The sequence below is a fragment of the Bacillus sp. SDLI1 genome (genome assembly GCF_001553895.1).
Lineage (GTDB): Bacteria > Bacillota > Bacilli > Bacillales > Bacillaceae > Bacillus > Bacillus siamensis.
On sequence record NZ_CP013950.1, the window covers coordinates 3,834,983 to 3,856,370 of the forward strand.

The 21,388-nt window shown below is 50.6% G+C and carries 2 protein-coding genes; both read left to right on the forward strand.

What is annotated here, in order from left to right:
• The first annotated feature begins 13 nt into the window (after positions 1 to 13).
• On the forward strand, positions 14 to 5,725 hold the full coding sequence (locus AUL54_RS18810; RefSeq protein ID WP_060964829.1) for a type I polyketide synthase: 5,712 nt from the start codon (positions 14 to 16) through the stop codon (positions 5,723 to 5,725).
• A 51-nt stretch (positions 5,726 to 5,776) separates the two neighbouring features.
• Positions 5,777 to 21,385 carry an SDR family NAD(P)-dependent oxidoreductase gene (locus AUL54_RS18815; RefSeq protein WP_060964830.1) on the forward strand — a complete coding sequence of 5,203 codons (15,609 nt, stop codon included), beginning with the start codon at positions 5,777 to 5,779 and terminating at the stop codon, positions 21,383 to 21,385.
• Positions 21,386 to 21,388 lie beyond the last annotated feature (3 nt).

Genomic DNA, 21,388 nt, shown 5'->3' on the forward strand with positions numbered 1-21,388 from the left:
GGAGGAAGTTCATATGCAAGAGCAGCTTCTTATTAACAATCAGCACCCCGTTCTGAAACATCATAAAGCCTATGGAAAGGAACTGCTGCCGGGTCTGGCTTATATTGACCTGATCTATCAGACTTTCAGAGAAAACGGTTTTTTTCATGCCGGCCTTGAACTCAGGCACTTATCGATTTTTCACCCTTTAGCTCCTGAACAGGGAGAATCAATCCTGCTTTCCGTTGATTGTACAGTGAGCGGCGAAGGGCAGTGGAAGGTGGAGGTGAAAGGGCAAAAACAAGGTGACGAAGCAGCAGGGACAAAGGTATATGCCGCGGCGCACATGCATTCCGTCAAGCCCGCCGGCTTCCAAGAGAGCGTCCGGATGGATGCCGTAAAACAAACGGCGGCAGAAATACCGCTTGAGGACATTTACGCGGAATGCAGGGATCAAGAACTGGTTCATTCAGGAATGATGAAAGGCTGCGGAAGCGTCTACCAAACTGAAAAAGAGATTTATATTGATCTGTCGGTGCAAAAGGATCAGCTGGAACATGCAGAAGAGGCGATGTTTCATCCCGCATTGATAGATGCGAGCAGCATCGGCTCCAATGTATATCTCGCTCCTTTGACGAGAGAGGAGGGGCAATTATTTCTGCCGCTGTTTTATGAATCGTTTTATTGCGCCGAATTGCTGCAGACGACATGTATCACCAAGATAAAAAAAGAATCCGTCACCCGTAAGAAAGATCTCGTTTACGTAACAATGGAGTTTTTCAATGAGGAAGGCAGAAAAGTCGGCGAACTGAAAAACTTCGCCAATAAACTGGTGAGGGACCCGGAACTGATCAATCAGAAACGGCAAAAGAAAGAACCTGACGGGCGGAATGCCGTCCCGGATCCGCAAGCGGAACCCCGCTCTGCGGAGGCTTCCGCCGGCCTTACTGAACAGTGCATCGTTTATTTAAAAGAATTGCTTGCCGCCCGATTGAACAAACCTGTGAAAGAGATTGACCCGGATATCGGCTACTATGAAATGGGGCTGGATTCTCCGGGGCTGTTGGACATGGTAAAGGAAATTGAACGGAAAATCGGAACGCAGCTTCTGCCGACGCTGTTATTTGAATACACGACAATCACGGAATTGGCAGGGTATTTGTGCGAACATTACGGAGCCGGTTTCGGCCATGCTCAAAGCGGACATTCAAATGCTGAACCTTTGCACCGGGAAAAAAAGAGGACGACCCAAATCCGCGTGAAAAAATCGGCGTCAGCCGGAACGCAGAATGGAGATATTGCCATCGTCGGGATGGCGGGACGGTACCCCGGCGCCAAAAATCTTCGTGAATTCTGGGCAAATTTAAAAAATGGAGAAAACAGCGTAACGGAAGTGCCTCGTTCCCGCTGGGATACGAGGAAATATGAGCATTTGCGATCGCCGTCCGGCAAGCCGATTTCCAAATGGGGCGGTTTTATAGACGATCCGGATTGTTTTGATGCGAAATTTTTCCGGATTTCTCCGCGGGAGGCAGAAGCTAAAGATCCGCAAGAACGATTGTTTTTAGAAACATGCTGGGAAACGATTGAGGATGCGGGCTACACCCCGGAAACAATCGTTCAGCCGAAAGGGCCGAATAAGAGAATGAACGTCGGTGTGTTTGCCGGGGTGATGCATATGGATTATTCTCTCGTCGGCGCTGAAGCTGCAGCCAAAGGGCTGGTCTTTCCTTATCCCTTGAACTATGCGCCGATCGCAAACCGGGTTTCATATTTTTGCAATTTTCACGGGCCGAGCATGGCGGTTGACACGGTGTGTTCGTCATCTCTGACGGCCGTCCATATGGCGGCGGAAAGTCTGAGACGCGGTGAATGTGAAGCAGCTCTTGCCGGGGGCGTCAATTTATCATTGCACCCGACAAAATATATCACATACGGCTTGATGGATATGCATTCGAGTGACGGGCTGTGCCGCACGTTCGGCGAAGGCGGCACAGGCTATGTCTCAGCTGACGGCATCGGGGCCGTGCTGCTGAAGCCGCTTCACAAAGCCGAAGAAGATAAGGATCATATTTATGCGGTGATAAAAGGCAGCGCCGTCAATCACGTGGGAACCGTCAGCGGGATTACCGTGCCGAGCCCCGTGGCGCAGGGGGATATGATAGCTGAATGCTTTGAAAAAACGGGGATCGATCCCCGGACGATTTCTTATGTGGAAGCGCATGGAACCGGAACTTCTTTAGGAGATCCGATTGAAATACAAGGTCTTGTTAAAGCTTACCGCACGTTTACGGAGGATCGGCAATTTTGTGCGATCGGTTCCGTTAAATCGAATATCGGACATGCGGAATCAGCCGCCGGGATCAGCGGGCTTCATAAAACGGTTTTGCAGCTGTTTCACAAAACGCTTGTCCCTTCTTTGCACTCAGAGACGATTAATCCGTATCTTCGTTTAGAGGACTCGCCATTTTACGTGCAGCAAAAAACCGAGTCATGGAAAAAGCCGGCGTATACAGAGAACGGCAGTAAACATTCCTGTCCGAGACGCGCAGGCATCAGTTCATTCGGGGCGACGGGTTCAAACGTTCATCTCATTTTAGAAGAGTACAGGCCTAAAAACGCCGGCATTACGGAGAATCAAGAGAGACCGTATATCGTGCCTCTATCAGCGAAAAATCCGGAGCGGCTGAAGGAATACGCTGCCCGCCTGCTGATATTTCTCAAAGATAAAGCGCTTGAAGGAAGCGGTCCGCTTCATAACAAAATAGATACAATGCAAAATCAGCTGGAAAATGCGTTGCGGGGTGTTCTGGCGGAAGTTCTGCATGTAGCGGCCGGCTCGGTAGATGGTGAACACGATTGGAAGGAATTCGGCTTGGATGTCATGCAGCTGACTCAGTTTTCTGAGCTGATGACGGATCAATATGAGCTGGAAATAGACATGACTGATCTCATACAGCATACTTCCGTCCGGACTTTAGCAGAATGTCTTACAAAAGATGAGAAACATAAGAATATTCTTTCCGGTCTTTTCGGTCAGTCCGGCTTAGATAAGCAGCCTGATGAACCTTTTTCCCTGCGGTCACTGGCGTATACGCTGCAAACGGGACGGCTGGCAATGGAAGAACGGCTTGTTTTTTTAGTGAACGATCAAGCGGACCTGATCAGGAAATTAACCGAATTTACAGAACGAAAACGGCAGATTGACGGCTGCTTTCAAGGGCGGTCTGGTAGCGGAACGGAAATCAGGGGTTTCCTGAATGATGATCAGGATACGGAGGAGCTGATCCGAAAATGGATGGACAGCGGCACTTACAAAAAACTTGCGGAGCTGTGGTCAAAAGGATTTGAGATAGACTGGACGCGGCTGTATCAGGAGGAGAAACCGCGCAGGATGAGTCTGCCGACGTATCCGTTTGCAAAGGAACAATATTGGATACCGGAGCCCGATCATCCCGTTACTTCCGTAAATACAGAAAGCAGGCTTCACCCGCTGCTTCACCGCAATACATCAGATTTGTTAGAACAAAAATTCAGCACGGTACTGAACGGAGATGAATTCTTCTTAGCCGATCATATCGTCCAAAACAAGCGTGTTCTCCCCGGGGCGGCTTATCTTGAAATGGCGAGAGCCGCGGCTGAACTGGCTGCCGCGCCGTTAGCCGCTGAATACACGGCTAAAACCGGCATTTCGCTGCGGTATATCAGCTGGATACGCCAGGCCGTTCATAAAAAAGAGCCGCTGCGAATGACGACAGGGCTTTCCTTGGAGGATAACGGCAATGTTTCATTTCAAGTGTACAGCAATGAAAACGATTCAGACATTTATTGTGAAGGCAGTGCTGTGATTGAGCCGCTGTCTGAGGCGCCGGTCTTGCATATTGAACAGCTGAAAGCGCGATGCCGCAAAAAAGTGCTGTCAAAAGAAGACTGCTATGCGGCGTTTGCAAAGGCGGAAATTGTATACGGACCTTCACATCAAGGAATTGATCACATTTATCGCGGGGAAAAAGCAGCCTTGGCTAAATTGGTGCTCCCTGCTTCCGTTTCTGATGAGGCCGAACAGTTTGTGCTCCATCCTAGTCTGATTGATTCCGCTTTTCAGGCGGCCATCGGCGTTATGAATGAAGATCAAGCGGGTTATCCGGAGCAGCCGTTAATGCCTTTTGAATTACATGAACTGACCGTTTTTCATCCTTGCAGTCCAAACATGTGGGCGGCCGTGTTTGTGACGCATGAAACACCGGCCGTGCGAAGAATGGACATTGATATATGTGATGAACGCGGCAAGGTGTGTGTAAGGATAAAAGGGTTTTCTGCCCGGATGGCCGAAAGTGCGCCGCCCGTAACCGATAATAAGCAATACGATCTGCCGGGTGACCTTACTGGAGCCGTCAAACTGATGCAGGTATGGGACGCGGAACCGATAGACAACCAAACCGGCTTCCCCATTTCTGAAGCAAAAGCTCTCATTATAGGCGGTACAGACGGGCAGGCCGACGCGGTTTTACGATTGTTTCCTAAAGCTGTCCGATTTGACAGCAGCCAAAGTGCTTCCGTTGAAGTGATATCTGATCGGCTCCGCCGTCTCGGTGAGATTCAGCATATGATCTGGTTTGCCCCTCAGCCAGCTGATTCTTACATCCATGATCAAAAAAGCGGGGTGCTGCAAATTTTCAGAGCGGCCAAAGCTCTTATCGGTCTCGGGTATGGAAAAGAGCAGCTCGGGATTACGGTGATTACGCACCAAGCACAGCCTATCACCCAATATGATGAGGCGCGTCCCGCTCATTCCAGTGTGCACGGTTTTGTCGGGTCTCTCGCTAAAGAACATCCGAGCTGGCACATCCGTCTGGTCGATCTTGAAGACGGAGGGGATTTCCCCGCAGAAGACATATTCAGCCTGCCCCGCGACCGTACGGGTAAAGCATGGGTGCGCAGACATCAGGAATGGTACCGGCCTCAATTGCTTCCGGTCCAAAGCGAGCCGTCTGAAAGTGTTCCTTACCGCTATGGAGGCGTATATGTCATCATCGGCGGTGCGGGAGGCATCGGCGAGGTTTGGACAGATTATATGGTGACGACGTATAAAGCCCGAATCGTCTGGATCGGGAGGCGGCCGCTGGACAGCCGGATACGCCAAAAAATAGACCGGTACCGGCCATCAGGCCCGGCTCCCGAATATATATCCGCAGATGCTTCTGATCTTCCATCGCTTCAGCGCGCCTATGAACAGATTAAAAACACATACGGCACCATCAGCGGCGTCGTTCATTCAGCGATGGTATTTGCGAATGAAAGCGTAAAAGATATGGAAGAATCACAGTTTCACGCCGGCCTTAAGGCGAAAGTGGATATTTCCGTCAACATTGCCGAAGTATTTGCGAAAGAGTCTTTGGACTTTATTCTCTTTTTCTCTTCGGTTATTTCATATATTAAGAATCCGAATCAAAGTCATTATGCGGCGGGGTGCACATTTAAAGACGCATTTGCCCATGAGCTTTCCGGACGGCTGTCATGCCGGGTCAAAGTGATGAACTGGGGTTATTGGGAGCGGGCTGACAATCACATTTCTGAAGAGTTTGACAGACTGAGCCAAATCGGTCTAGGGCTGATCAGCCGGGCGGAAGGGATGCAGGCGCTGGAAACTTTGCTGACGCAGCCGATCTCCCGTATGGGACTGATGAAGCTGACCAAGCCGATTCCGATCGAGGGAATGAACCCTCATGAATTTGTGACTATCTGATTGCCTGTCAAAATGACGGAGCAAATTTAATTTTCTTAGGAGGATAAGGTTTTGGGTAAGGGAGACAAACAAAAAGACCGTACACAGTTATCCTTAAGAACAGAAATAAGCAATCAAATGAAAGAATTGAATCGGCTTTTGCTGCAAGTGCTGCGGGTGACGCTGCGTTCAATGGGTCTGACCGGCGAAGCGCGGGCGGCTTCCTGTCTGCCTTTATATGAGCGCTGGCTGGAAGAAAGCATCCGTCTTTTAGACAGCGATCTTAACAGCGGTGAAACGGCCGCGGTTTGGGAAGAGTGGCATAAGAAGAAAAACGAATGGCTGAAAGATCCGGATATGAAAGCGCAGGCTCTGCTGGCGGATACCGTCATTCAAGCTTTGCCTGACATTTTAACAGGCAAAATAAAAGCGACTGACGTGATGTTTCCCGATTCTTCAATGGAGCTTGTTGAAGGAATCTATAAGCATAACATTCTCGCTGATTATTACAACGATGTGCTGGCAAATGAAGCGTGTATGTATGTGGAAAATGTAATTAAAAACAATCCTGATGCAAACATCCGTCTGCTGGAGATCGGAGCGGGCACCGGCGGAACGAGCAGCACACTGTTTAAAAAGCTCCGCCCCTATCAAAATCATATTCAGGAATACTGTTATACTGACTTGTCAAAAGCTTTTTTAATGCATGCCGAAAAGGAATACGGCGCGGACAATCCGTATTTGACGTATCAGCTGTTTAATGTGGAGAAGCCTGCGGCGGGCCAAGGGTTACATCTGAGAACCTACGATATCGCTATTGCCGCAAACGTGCTGCATGCCACCAAAAATATCCGGAAAACCTTACGGACGGCAAAAGCCGTATTGAAAAAGGACGGTTTGCTGCTCGTTAATGAACTGGGCGGGCATACGACGTTTACACATGTTACATTCGGCTTATTAGAGGGCTGGTGGCTGTACGAAGACGAGGCGCTGCGGATTCCGGGGTGCCCCGGTCTTTATCCGGAAACATGGAAATCCGTTTTAATGGCTGAAGGCTTTCATTCCATTCAATTTCCGGCTGAAAACGAACGTCTGCACACCCAGCAGATTATCACGGCGAAAAGCAACGGGGTCATCAGGCAGAGCAGGGAAGCTTACACCGCGCAAAAGCGCCAATCAAACGTACCGCAAACATCCTCTGATCGTCAGCTCCCCATCAAACAAGCGGGAGAGGGGCTTTCGGAAAAGACAGCGGCTTTTCTGATAAGGGCTGCGGCAAAAGTATTAAAAATGCCGGCAGAAGAGATAAATCCGCTGGCTCCTCTGGATGAATACGGCATTGACTCTATTCTGATCGTTCAGCTGACGAATGAGCTGCGGGATCTCGTCCCTGATATCAGCAGCACGCTGTTTTTTGAATACCGGACGATAGAAGAGCTTGCCGCATACTTGACTGAAACGAAGGAGCGCGAACTGCATGCGCAATTTTCTGAAGAAGTCCGTCATACTGAAGCGGTATCATCCGGCTCTTTGCTTGAAAAAAGCACAGAGTACCTGAAACAGATCGTCAGCACCATCTTAAAGATGCCGATTGAGGACGTTCAAGCCCATACGCCCCTTGAAGAATACGGAATCGATTCCATCTTAATCGTACAGCTGACCAACCGCTTGCGGGAAGACGTCCCTGATATCAGCAGCACATTGTTCTTCGAGTATCCGACAATCGGCGGATTAGCGGAATATCTCGTCAGCTCAAGACAGGAAGATATGGCTGGGATTTTCAAGACAAATAAAGAAGCCGAAAAGACGCCGCACACTTTACAGAAAAAGCAAAGCCGGAAAAAAAGCGCCGGATTGACGAAGCGCCAAGCGGCATCTTTTTCTGAAAAAGCGCCGCCCGCTTCCGAGCCGCCGTCAAAACACCTTGAAGTGGCAATTGTCGGTCTTGCCGGGAGGTACCCCGGAGCTGAAAATGTTAATGAGTTCTGGGAACGGTTAAAGACCGGTGAACACGGAATCACCGAAATTCCGAAAGACCGCTGGGATTGGCGGGACTACTATGATGAGACAAAAGGGAAGGAAGGCCGGATGTATACAAAGTGGGGCGGATTTTTAACAGATATTGATAAATTTGACCCGCTGTTTTTTAAAATCTCCCCGAAAGAAGCGGAGCGCATGGATCCGCAGGAGAGACTGTTTCTGGAAACCGCTTATGCGGCCCTTGAGGATGCCGGATATACCCCTGATTCACTATGCGCCGGTAAAAAGGTTGGCGTCTTTGCGGGTGTCATGAACGGCAACTATCCGACAGGGGCCCACTACCACTTTATCCCGAACCGCGTATCCTATGTGTTTGATTTTCACGGTCCGAGCATTGCGGTCGATACCGCATGCTCCTCATCCTTAACCGCCATTCATCTCGCCGCAGAAAGCATCAGAACAGGTGCATCTGAATGCGCGATTGCCGGCGGCGTAAATCTGATTACAGATCCGGTTCATTATATCGGACTTTCTTCTATGAGAATGCTGTCACCGTCAAACGCGTGCAAAGCGTTCGGTGATAAGGCTGACGGGTTTGTTGACGGAGAGGGCGTCGGCTGTATCGTGTTAAAGCCGTTGAAGAAGGCTGTTGCAGATCATGATCATATATACGGTGTCATTAAAGGAAGCGCTCTGAACGCCGGCGGCAAAACGAACGGGTTCACCGTTCCGAATCCGAATGCACAAGGGGAAGTGATCGCAGAGGCGATGGAGCGGGCAGGGATTGACCCGAGAGCAATCAGCTATCTGGAAGCCCACGGCACCGGCACTTCTTTAGGAGATCCGATTGAAATCGCAGGGTTAACCAAGGCTTTCCGCCGCTATACGGATGCAGCGCAATTTTGTTCCATCGGTTCTGTTAAATCCAATATCGGACACCTGGAAAGTGCGGCGGGTGTTGCTGCGGTCACTAAAATTCTTCTTCAGATGAAACACGGATATCTGGTGCCGTCGCTGCACTCAAAGCAGCTGAATCCGGAAATTGATTTTGAAACTTCTCCTTTTATCGTGCAGCAGGAAACGGCGGAATGGAGACGGCCGGTCATAGAATCTGAAGGAGTAACACAGGAATATCCGAGAATCGCGGGTACATCTTCTTTCGGAGCGGGCGGAGCGAATGCCCACCTGCTGATAGAAGAGTATGAACCGGCTGAAATGACTTCGGCAGACTCCGGCCGTCCGGCGCTTTTTGTTTTATCGGCAAAAGATAAAGACCGCTTGCGCGAGCGGGCTCTGTTGCTGTCGGATGCCGCCGGAAACGGAACAATTACAGATGCAAATCTGCTTGACGCGGCATTTACCCTTCAAGTCGGCAGAGTCCCGATGGAGGAACGGCTGGCGATGACAGCGGACTCTGTTTCTGAATTGGAACAGAAGCTGACTGCTTTTCTGAATAATGCTGGTTCCGTAAGCGGGGTGTTTACAGGCCGGGGTGATGATGCTGTCACAGAGACGGAAGGCACAGTCAGTGATTGGATGGAAAAACGTCAATTTGACAGTCTTTTGAATGCCTGGGTTCACGGGGCCCACGTCGATTGGTCATCTTTATATAAAGGCGCGCTGCCGCATCGTATCAGTCTGCCGTCTTATCCATTTGCAAAAGAAAGCTACTGGATGAAGCAAGAAGAACCAAAAACTGGAATAACTGAATATGTGCATCCTTTCCTGCATGAAAATACGTCAACTTTGACGGAGCAAAGCTATCATACATCTTTTACAGGCCGGGAACACGTTTTCCAGAATGTGAAAGGGGAGCGGGTTCTGTCGGCAGCCGTTTATTTAGAAATGGCGCTAGCAGCTTATCATCATGCGGCAGACAGCTCTGAAGAAAAAGAGATATGGATCCGAACGGCGGCATGGACTGACCCGATTACCGGAGGACATCAAGGTGCGGGCGTCAATCTCTCCCTTTTGTCTGAAGACGAGGAAGGCATCCATTATGAAATATACAGTGACGTAGAGAAGCTGCATCATTATGGAATCGTCGGACAAGGGAACATACAGCCATCCCGCGTGCTTGATATTGTCTCCTTACAAAAAGACTGCCGCCCGCTGTCATTCGATTATGAAACACCAGGCACATCAGGTGTAACCATCAGTAAGGAGTTCCGCACCGTTGAAAAGCTTTATGCGGGAGAAAATGCGGTTTGGGCGAAGCTTGCTCTTATAGATGAAAGCGGCGGCCGTAATCCGGGATATCATATACCGCCGGAATTTTTGGACGCAGCTTTTCATGTCCTGGCAAAAACGGAGCCGTCAGTCCATATCGTGCCTGAAGCAGTTGAAGAACTGCGCGTCATGCGTCCGTGTTCATCGGGCATGTGGATGTATATTAATAAAAAGAATCAAACCGGCTGTGACATTCAATTTTGTGATGAAACCGGCATTGTCTGCGCAGAAATCAAAGGGGTGAGAATGAGCCAGCCGTCTCAGCAGGATCACGGGCAAGAGGAACAATCCGAGATGATGATATTTGAAGAAATGTGGACTCAGCAGCCTCTGATGAAATCCATTCATGAAGAGCTGAAAACGGTCATCTGTTTTCTTACGGGAGAAGCTGCCAGAAAGCATGCTTATCGGTCTTTACAATCTCTTTATCCGGGAACCGGCGTGTTTTTTATTTCACAGGGTGAGGAAACTCAAAAGCTTTCAAACACGCATTATCAAATTAAAATCACTGATGGACAAGCATATCAAGAAACGTTTCGGCATATTGAAACGGCTGCCGGCAAAGCGGATGCCGTTTTATATGGATGGCCGCTTGAAGATGAAAAGGCCGTGAAAGACTATTCTATTCTCTATCATGTGATCCGCGCAGCTGCTTCTTTGCGTTCTAAACCGAGGCGAATCCTTCTTTCCGCTCAGTGCGGGACCGGTACCGATATCAGTTACGCCGAGTCATGGATCGGGCTGGAACGGTCGCTGAAACTGATCCTGCCGGAGACGGATACGGCCGCGGTTTATTTTGGACAAAAAGAACTGTTTGAAAAGCTGATCCATAACACATGTGAAGAGCTTCACAGCGAGTCGTTCCGCAGTGTCATGTACAGCGGGGAAATCCGTCACGTCATGGAAATGAAGCAGACGGATATTGCCCCTGTTGAGAAGCGTGTGATAAAAAGCGGAAAAACGTACTTGATTACCGGCGGATGCGGGGGATTAGGCTTGTTATTTGCCAGGTATTTTGCTGAAAAAGGATCGGTTACGCTCATTTTGACGGGGAGATCAGCGGCAGGCGGCCCGGTGCTGAACAAGATCAAGAGATTGGAAGAATCAGGCGCCAAGGTGTTTTACGTGCAGGCGGATGCCGCAGATCAGGCTCAGATGGAGAAAGGTTTGCAAGAAGCGAAAGAGAAAGGATGCGGGCCGATTCACGGTGTCATTCACGCTGCAGGTCTTCAAGGCACTGAAAGCATTCTGGAGAAAGATCTGCAAACCTTTCAGCAAGTCTTATCGCCAAAAGCGGACGGCACCGCGGTGTTAGATCAGGTTCTGTCACGGGAGCCGCTTGACTTCTTCTGTTGTTTCTCTTCTTCTTCAGCGATTTTAGGAGACTTCGGTTCTTGTGACTACGCAATGGGGAACCGCTTCCAAATGGCTTTTGTCCGTCATCGGGATAAACTTGTGAGCCTCGGACTCAGAAGCGGCAAGTCACTTGCCATCAATTGGCCGCTTTGGAAAGAAGGAGGGATGCATGTCGGCACGGCGGAAAGCACCGATATGTATTTAAAATCAAGCGGACAGCGTTATTTATACACAGAGGAAGGACTCGAAGCTTTTGAAACATTGTTAGTCCAGCCGTCCAGCCAGTATCTCGTCCTGGCCGGTTTTCCGTCGAGGGCCAAACGCTTCCTGCAGATAGATCAAGGCGAACGGCCGATTTCGGGTTCTGTAAACCGGAACGTCCCGTTTTCAGGAAGGCGGAGTGAAATGAAAGGCTTTACACTGGAAGAATGCGTAAGCTGGGATGTGAAGGAACTGGCGGCGGGGCTTTTGAAAATAGACAAGAACAGACTGACGGACGCTGACAATCTGGCTGATTTCGGCTTTGATTCTATCAGTTTGGCGGAATTCGCCTCTTCTTTGTCCGCTCATTACGGAATTGAAGTGACACCGGCCCTGTTTTTCGGACATTCCACACTGGAGAAGGTCGTCCGCTATTTTCTGACGGAACACAAGTCCGTCATGGAGCATGTCTATGAAGAAAAGAAACCTGAATCCGCAGATCAATCTGTCTTTGAAAAGGCAGGAACGGAAAAGCGAAAGAAGCAGAAGGGAAGAAATAAGCTGAACGCCGGAACCGAGGGCATTCAGGCAGGTGATTCCATTGCCATTATTGGCATGAGCGGCCGATTTCCTCAGGCGCGCACGGCGGACGAGCTCTGGGACATTCTGTTTCAGGAAAAGGACGTTGTCGCACCGGTCGCAAAAAAAGGCTTCACAAGTTCAAAATGGAAACTCGGCGCTGTACCGGGGGCGGACGAATTCGACCCTTTATTTTTTGAAATATCGCCGAGGGAAGCTGAAACGATGGATCCGAAGCAGCGGCTGCTTCTTCAGGAAGCATGGAGGGCCCTTGAGGACGCCGGCTACGGCGCCAGTCATATCAGGCAGCAGACGATCGGTATGTTTGTGGGGGCGGAAGAAGGAGATTATCACCTTTTAACACGGGACAAAGGCAATGTCACGTCTCATCATAACGGTATTTTGGCGGCGCGGCTGGCTTATCACTTGAATTTGTCAGGTCCTGTGATGGCGATAAATACTGCATGTTCTTCGGGGCTCGTTTCTGTCCATCAGGCGGTATTAAGCCTGCAGAATAAAGAGTGCACAACAGCTGTTGCGGCCGGGGTGAATATCATGAATACCCCGGACTTTTTTGAAACGATAGATAAAGCCGGAATGCTGTCGGAAAACGGGAAATGCTTCGCGTTTGATAAAAGGGCTGACGGCATGGTTCCGGGGGAAGCGGCCGCGGCGGTTGTTCTTAAGCCGCTGAGAGAGGCGGAAGCGGATGGTGATCCGATTTACGGGGTGATTCGGGCGAGCGGCATCAATTATGATGGGAAAACAAACGGAATTACCGCTCCGAGCGGCGTCGCGCAGACCCGGCTGCTTACTTCCGTATATGACCGGGGCCGTATCAACCCTGAAGATATCGAATATATCGTCACACACGGCACGGGGACAAAACTCGGTGATCCGGTGGAAATTAACGCGCTTTATGACGCGTTTTCTGCCTATACAAACAAAGAAGCATTTTGCGCGCTCACATCAATTAAAACCAATATCGGCCACACGTTTGCCGCGTCAGGCATTGTCAGTTTGATCAGTCTTTTACAGGCGTTCTCCCGTGAAATGATTCCCGCCAGTCTGCATTGCAGCGGGGAAAACCGCTATATCAGCTGGGAGAAGAGTCCTTTTTATGTGAATAAAACGGGTAAACCGTGGCCTTCTCTGCCGGATAAAAACCGAATGGGGGCAGTCAGCGCATTCGGGATGAGCGGAACAAACGCCCATGTCGTTATGGAAAGCTATAAGCGCAGCGTTTCACCTCATCGGGATGCCCCTGCATATTTACTGACTTTGTCTGCAAAAACAAAGGATGCCCTTCAGGAAAAAATCGAAGATATGATCACTTGGGCGGAAAATGGCGGACTGAAAGAAAATGATCTAGCCCAGCTCAGCTATACGTTGCTAAAAGGACGGCATCACTTTAACCATCGCGCCGCCATCGTGGTTCAAGATGCTGATGACGCAGTGTATGTATGGAAGGAGGCAAAGCTTAATGAACATCACCCTTATGCGTTTTCGGGAAAAGTACCGCAGCACTTTGCAGGCCGTCAGCACATTCAGGAGCACATAATAGAAGTGCTCGGCAAGTGCAGCGCCTCATATTCTGACCATAGAAAATATCAGGAGCTGTTATGCGTGCTGGCAGATTTTTATTGTCAAGGTTATGAAATCGAAGGGGACTTGCTTTATGGCGGACCTTTGCCGCGAATCGGCAATCTGCCGGGCTACCCGTTTGCCAGGCAGACGTATTGGGCGTCCGATCTTCAGAGAGAGCTAGAAAGCCGGACTTCAGCTGAACGTGAAAAGCTTCACCCGCTGCTCCATGCGAATACATCGACCTTTACCGCCCAGCGCTTTACTTCTGTTTTCTCAGGGCGTGAACCGTTTTTTGCCGATCATATCGTCAATGGAAAACCGGTGCTTCCGGGCGCGGCTGCTTTAGAAATGGCCCGGGCCGCCGTTACGCTTGCCGCTGAAGACTTGCCGGGCGGGAAAGCGGGTGTCCGGCTCAAACAGATCGTTTGGCTCCGTCCGGTGACGGCGCTTTCTGAAGGAGTGACGCTTCATGTAAAGCTTCAGCCGGAAGAAAACGGAGACATCGCTTTTGAAGCGTATGCCGAAGGAGAAGAGCCGCTTGTCTTTTTCCAGGGAAAGGCCGTGCTCGAAGAGACGGAGCGTGCTCCTGTACTCGATGTGGAAGCGGTTCAGACGCGCTGCTGTGGCCGGTGCATGTCAAAGGCTGAGTGCTATGAAGCATTCGACAGCCTCGGCATTACCTACGGACCGTCTCATCAGGCGCTTGACGCCGTCTATGCCGGGAGCGGAGAAGTGCTCGCAAAGCTCACTCTTCCGCCGTCCGTCCGCGAAGAAAAGGAGCCGTTCATCCTGCATCCGAGCATGCTGGACGCCGCCCTTCAGGCTTCTATCGGTCTCGTGCTCTCAGACGGTTCCGCGTCCGGACAGCCGTTTCTGCCGTTTGCCCTGCAGGATATGCAGGTGTTTTCTCCGTGCCGGGAGACGATGTGGGCGGTGCTTTCCTCAGCGGACGGCGCCTATCATATTGAGCTGTGTGATGAAAACGGCGCGGTATGTGTCCGATTGACGGGACTCACCGCCCGTTTTCTGGAAGAGGAAACGGGGGAAAAACCGCTCTTGCTTCAGCCAAAGTGGCAGGAATCACCGCCGGGTGAAGGCGGACAAGAAGAGTCTTTCAGATACGTGACGCTGTATGGCGGAATGAATGCGGAAGACATCAGGGGCGCCGTATGTGCGGCTGACGGCGAAGGTCCGCTTGAGGACCGTTATGACGCCTGCGCGGCGGAGCTGTCAGCGATCGTCACCCGTCTTATCAAAGAAAAACAGAAGAAAAAAACGCTGATCCAGCTTCTTGTCCCCGACAGGGGGGAAGACAATGTATTGGCGGGGCTGGCCGCTTTCCTGAAAACGGCTCACCTTGAACATCCGAAGCTGTACGGCCAAGTCATCCAAGCCGATCCGGCCGAGGCAGCATCATCGCTTCTTGCCAAACTGAAAGAAAACCGGGCGCATCCTGAACAAGCGGAAATCCGTTATGAAGATGGCAAACGTCTCGTCAGAAACTGGCGTCATCTGCCGGCCTCTCAAAGCGGCGCCGTTCCGTGGAAAGACGAAGGGGTTTACCTCCTCACCGGGGGAGCGGGCGGCATCGGACTGATTTTCGCTGAAGAAATAGCCTCCCGCGTCAAAAATGCCGTCCTCGTATTAACGGGAAGGGCGGAAGCGCTTGATGAAGACCGCTCCGCCCGCTTACGGCGCTTGGAAGCGTCGGGTGCCCGCGTATTGTATCAACCGGTTGACGTGACAGACAGGGCGGCGGTCATCGCCCTCGTCCGCGGCATACAGGAGGAGCACGGAACACTCGACGGGATCATTCACGGCGCCGGCGTGATCGCTGACAACTACATTCTGAACCAGACAGAAAACGAACGGAAGACCGTCATGGCGCCGAAAGTGAAAGGGCTTATCAATCTTGATGAAGCAGCGAAAGATGTGCGGCTGGACTTTTTCATTCTGTTTTCTTCCTTGGCGGGAGGCATGGGAAATCCGGGGCAGGCCGGTTATGCGGCCGCCAACGCATTTATGGATGTTTATGCAGCCCGCCGAAACCGTCTCGTGCGGGACAACAAGCGGAGCGGGCAGACCCTGTCCGTCAACTGGCCGCTTTGGGAAGAAGGCGGTATGCGCGTGGACAAAGAGACCGAACGGCTGATGTATGAACAGACCGGAATGAAAGCCATGCGATCGGCTTCAGGCATCCAAGCGCTTTATGCCGCTTTTGCCTCCGGAGAACACCAGGTCATGGTGGCGGAGGGCGACGAAAAACGGATTCGCAGCCATATTTTCGATCTGGGCGACGAACAAAGCGCCGCCGGACAAGCTGCGGCAGAGACAGATGCAAGAGATCTGAAAGATAGGGTTCAAGAGAAACTAAAGCGGCATGTATCAGATCTTTTAAAGGTAAGCATTAAAGATATTGAGGCTGACAGCGAACTGACGGAATACGGATTTGATTCGATCATCTTTACTGAATTTACAAATCTATTAAATCGGTCTTACCAGCTTGAGCTCAGCCCGACTATCTTCTTTGAATTTCCGACATTGCGCAAACTGAGCGGCCATTTGATATCAGAATGGAAAGAAGCATTCAGCGGCTTAGAAAGAGAGAGTTTAAAAACCTCCCCAAAAGCCGGAAAAAGAAAAGCTGAAGCTCGGGCGGCCGTTCATGTCAAGCGGGCAACGCCCGTATCCGTAAAAGGAAAATCAGAAGAAAAAACCGAACCGATAGCCATTATCGGAATCAGCGGTATTTTTCCGCAAGCGAAAGACATAGATGAATTCTGGACACGTTTATCAAAAGGAGAGCATTGCATCACAGAAATTCCCCGAGATCGCTGGGATTGGCGTGAATATTACGGCGATCCGGCAGCGGATGCAAATAAAACGTCAATTAAATGGGGCGGTTTTATAGATGGAATCGCCGGGTTTGACCCGCTGTTTTTCGGGATATCTCCGAAAGAAGCTGAAATGATGGATCCTCAGCAGCGTCTATTAATGATGTATGTGTGGAAAGCCATTGAAGACGCGGGGTACTCAGCAAAACGGATTGCCGCAACAAAAACCGGCATTTTCACCGGCACATTGGGAAGCGGATATCAAACCTTAATCAATAAGGCGGGTCTTCCTGTCGAGGGGTATACGATGACCGGAATCGTGCCGTCCGTCGGGCCGAACCGGATGAGTTATTTTCTTGATATTCACGGGCCGAGCGAGCCGGTAGAAACCGCTTGTTCAAGCTCTTTAGTCGCCATTCACCGCGCGGTAAAAGCCATTGAAACGGGAGATTGTGATATGGCGGTCGCAGGGGGCGTCAACACGATCGTCACACCTGAAGGGCATATCGGTTTTCAAAAAGCAGGCATGCTCAGTGAAGACGGGCGCTGCAAAACATTTTCTGACCAGGCTGACGGTTATGTCAGAGGAGAGGGTGCCGGCATGATTGTCTTGAAAAAGCTTTCAGAGGCTGAGCATGACAGGGATCACATCTACGGTCTCATCCGCGGTACAGCGGAAAATCACGGCGGACGCTCAGCATCACTTACCGCGCCGAACCCGCAGGCTCAGACGGATGTGCTGAAAAGCGCTTATCGAAAAGCCGGTATTCACCCGTCAACGATCACTTATATAGAAGCGCACGGAACCGGAACGGCACTCGGAGATCCGATTGAAATCAATGCATTGAAAAAAGCTTTCCAAACAGACGGGGCTCCGGGCGGGTATTGCGGGATAGGCTCAGTGAAGACAAATATCGGACATTTGGAGCTCGCAGCAGGCATTGCGGGCGTTATCAAAGTATTGATGCAGCTGAAACATCGGACGCTCGCCAAAAGTCTGCATTGCGAGACCATCAATCCCCATATCAAATTGAAGGACAGCCCGTTTTACATTGTGACAGAAACAAAGGAGTGGGAAGCGCTGCGTGATGAAAACGGCCGGGTCCTGCCCCGCCGGGCGGGTGTAAGCTCATTCGGTTTCGGAGGTGTCAATGCGCATATCGTTATTGAAGAATACATGGGCAAAAGTGAGACGGAACAGCCGGAAACCCGTGAGAAAGCGTCATCTCTTTTTGTTTTGTCGGCTAAAAATGAAGAGCGGCTGAAAGAAAGAGCGCGTCTCCTTCGCGATTGTATCAAAAACGGATCATCCCGCCATATCGATCTTGCAGATGCCGCATACACACTGCAGACCGGACGGGACGCGATGGAAGCGAGGCTGGGAATCATTGCAGACTCCGCAGAGGAACTGACTGAAAAACTGAACGCGTTTCTGTTGGGAAAAAACAGCGAAGATATCATCAGCGGCCGTAAAAAACGCGAGAATAACACGATCTCCATGTTCTCAGACGATGAAGACGCTGCTGACCTCGTCAGCGCCTGGATTGAGAAAAAGAAATACAAGAAAGTGCTGCGGCTCTGGGCAAACGGATTTGATACGGATTGGGAGCAGCTGTATACGGACAGTAAGCCGCGCCGCATCAGCCTGCCCTCCTATCCGTTCAGAGCAGACCGCTATTGGGTGCCGAAACTGGAGCAGCTGCCGCTTCCGAATCAAAAAACAGTATTATTGCAGAAAACATGGGAGCCTTGCGAAGCAGTGTCTTCATCCGAGCCATTCAGCAAATTAGCGCTCATCGTCTCCGAGGATACAAAAGACCTTGCCGCCGAGGTGAAAAAACAGCTGAATGATGCTGACATTGTGCAGGAAAATCAGCTCATCTCTTTCTTACAGGATCCGAATGCGGCCATCTATTCCGGGTTTATTGACTTCACCGGCTGCGGCTCCCGACAAAAGCGGAAGGACATCAGCTGGGCGGCATCACTGCAGCAGCTGATTGAATACGGCCGCGGACAAGAAAACATGAAAATGCTTTATCTTACAAAAGGGCTTGAATCTTTCAAAAATAAGGCTGCCGCTATGCATGGTATTGAAAAAGCGGGGCTTTATCGCATGCTGCGGCATGAATACAGCCATATTCTCACCTGTCACGCCGATATTGATCCTGAAGAGCCGCTGGAGCAGACAGCCGCTTTTATTAAAAAAGAAATTGAATCAGACTTAACGGAGTCTGCTGTTTGCTACAGGGACGGCATGCGCTTCAGCTATGTTCTTCGGCAGACTGATCAGATTGAACCAGAAGCCGTGCAAACAGACCGGACTGTGTTTCCAAAAGACGCCGTCCTGATGATAACCGGAGGAACGCGCGGACTCGGCGCTTTATGCGCCAAGCATTTCGTTTCCGCATACGGTGTGAAGAAACTGCTTCTGACAGGCAGAAAGGAGCTGCCGCCGAAAACCGAGTGGGATCTTGAGCAAACAGACCCTGTTGTTTCGGAAAAAATACAGCTTATCCGGCAGCTGGAATCACAAGGCGTAAAAGTGTGCGTCTCAGCAGTTGATCTGACGGATAAGCAGGCCGTCGGACGGCTTATAAAAGAGGTAGCCTCAACGCTCGGACCTGTCGGAGGCATTCTGCATTGCGCGGGAATTGCGGACCGTGAAAACCCTGCTTTTCTCCGCAAATCCAAAGACAGTATCGCTCGGGTGCTCGCCCCGAAAGCAGACGGCCTCCACGGTCTGTATGAGAGTGTAAAGGATGATGCGCCGGCATTTTTCGTCCTGTTTTCATCTGTCTCAGCAGCCGTCCCGATTCTTGCGGCGGGTCAGAGCGATTATGCGATGGCTAATTCTTATATGGACTATTTTGCAGAAAACAATGAGAGCGGCATCATTAGCATACAATGGCCGGCATGGGATGAGACGGGCATGAGCAGGGATACAAAAAGCGGAATGTATCAGCAAACGGGATTGCTGCGGCACTCTGACGCGGAAGGTCTCAAGATGCTTGATTACATTTTAAGAGAAAGACCCGGAGCTGTCGTGCTGCCGGCACAAGTGAAACATGATTGGGACATCAAATCGCTGGAAAACGCCAAGCCAGCCGCCCATAAAGGAATGAGAACAGCTGCCAAACCTCCTGAAACAAAAAAACGGGAACATAACCGGATTGATATTCAATCTTGGCTGAAGTCGCTTTTGGCAAAAGAGCTGAGTATCGATGAAACGCATATGGATATCGATGTGCCTTTTCAGGAATACGGAATGGATTCTATCTTTCTGGCGCAAGTGCTGACAAAGATTGATCAAAAACTGCCGTCTGTTTCAATTGATCCGACTGTCCTTCTGGAACACCCTACTATAGAACAGCTCGCGGATTATTTAGCCGCACATTGTCCGGAAGCTTTTTCGGCAGATGCAGCGGTTCCCGCGGAGAAGTTCCCTTTGCAGAAGACGCCGAAACGGAGCAAAAAAACGGCAGATAAGCCCGGGAAACGGGGAAAGGTGGCGATAATCGGCATGGCCTGTCATTTTCCGAAAGCGGGGGATATAAAAGAATTTTGGAAGAATCTCCGCAGCGGAACGGATGCCGTCACTGAAGTTCCGTCGGACAGATGGAATGCCGGGGAACACTATCAGCCGGGTGAATATCAAGAAGGAAAAAGCATCAGTAAATGGGGCGGTTTTATTCACGATATTGATCAATTTGACCCGGGGTATTTTAATATTTCAGAAACGCTGGCACCGATGATAGATCCGCTGCAAAGGCAGTGGCTCGAAGTGAGCGCGGAAGCTTTGGCCGATGCCGGTTATCAAAAAGAGGATCTCTGGGGCCGCCGTATCGGCGTTTTTGCCGGTGCAAGGGCAGGTGCGTTTCATCAGAAATTTCAATATTTGCAAAAAGATGCGATTATCGGCGCGGGGCAAAATTTTATTACCGCACATATGGCGCACATTTATAACTTTACAGGGCCCAACCTGGTCGTAGATACGGCCTGCTCCAGTTCGCTTACGGCAATTCATTTGGCCGTGCAGGCTATTCAAAATGGAGAAGCGGAGGCGGCCTTTGCGGGCGGGGTTGACATTTTGCTTGATGAAAAACCTTTTCTCACAATGAGCGCGGCGAGAATCTTATCGCCAAATGGCCGTTCAAAATCTTTCGATGCCGATGCGGACGGAACAGGAATCGGAGAGGGCTGCGGCGTGCTGATGCTGAAGCCGCTCGAAAAAGCGATAGAAGACGAAGATAAAATATACGGCGTTATTGACGGATCTGCGATAAATAATGACGGCAGCACAATGGGCGTGACGACGCCGAATCCCCGGGCGCAGCAGGACTTGATTGAGCAGGCGGTTCAATCGGCGGAAATCGATCCGGACACCATGACGTACGTAGAGACGCACGGAACCGGTACGTTGATCGGCGACCCGATTGAATTAAAAGGATTAACCAATGTCTTGTCTGCTTATTCCGATGAAAAACAATTTTGCGGTGTAGGAAGCGTCAAAAGCAATATCGGCCACTTGCTGAGTGCGGCGGGCGCGGCGGGAATCATCAAAGTTTTGCTGGCGATTGCCAATGAAGAACTGCCGCCGACTTTGCATTGCCATAAACCGAACCCCCGCTTTCAATTTAATGATTCGCCGCTTTATCCTGTGCTTGAGCTGAAGCGGTGGAACGGAAAAAAAGAGATACTCAGGGCCGGGGTCAGCGCGTTCGGTTTGGGCGGGAATAACGCTCATATTATTGTCAGCAACGAAGGAATTCCGAAAGAACGAAAAGCGGCCATGGAACCGAAAGGCGGCCAGACAGTATACCGAAAACAGCGGTATTGGCCTGAAAAAGCACAGTTGTCCGAAGCGGAAGAAAATGAGGCGGGCACAGAAGCAATGTTTGAAATAAGCGAGGTGTGATAG

Coding starts and splice junctions, on each gene's coding strand:
- AUL54_RS18810 (WP_060964829.1), top strand. CDS start 14: ATGCAAGAGCAGCTTCTTATTAACAATCAGCACCCCGTTCTGAAACAT.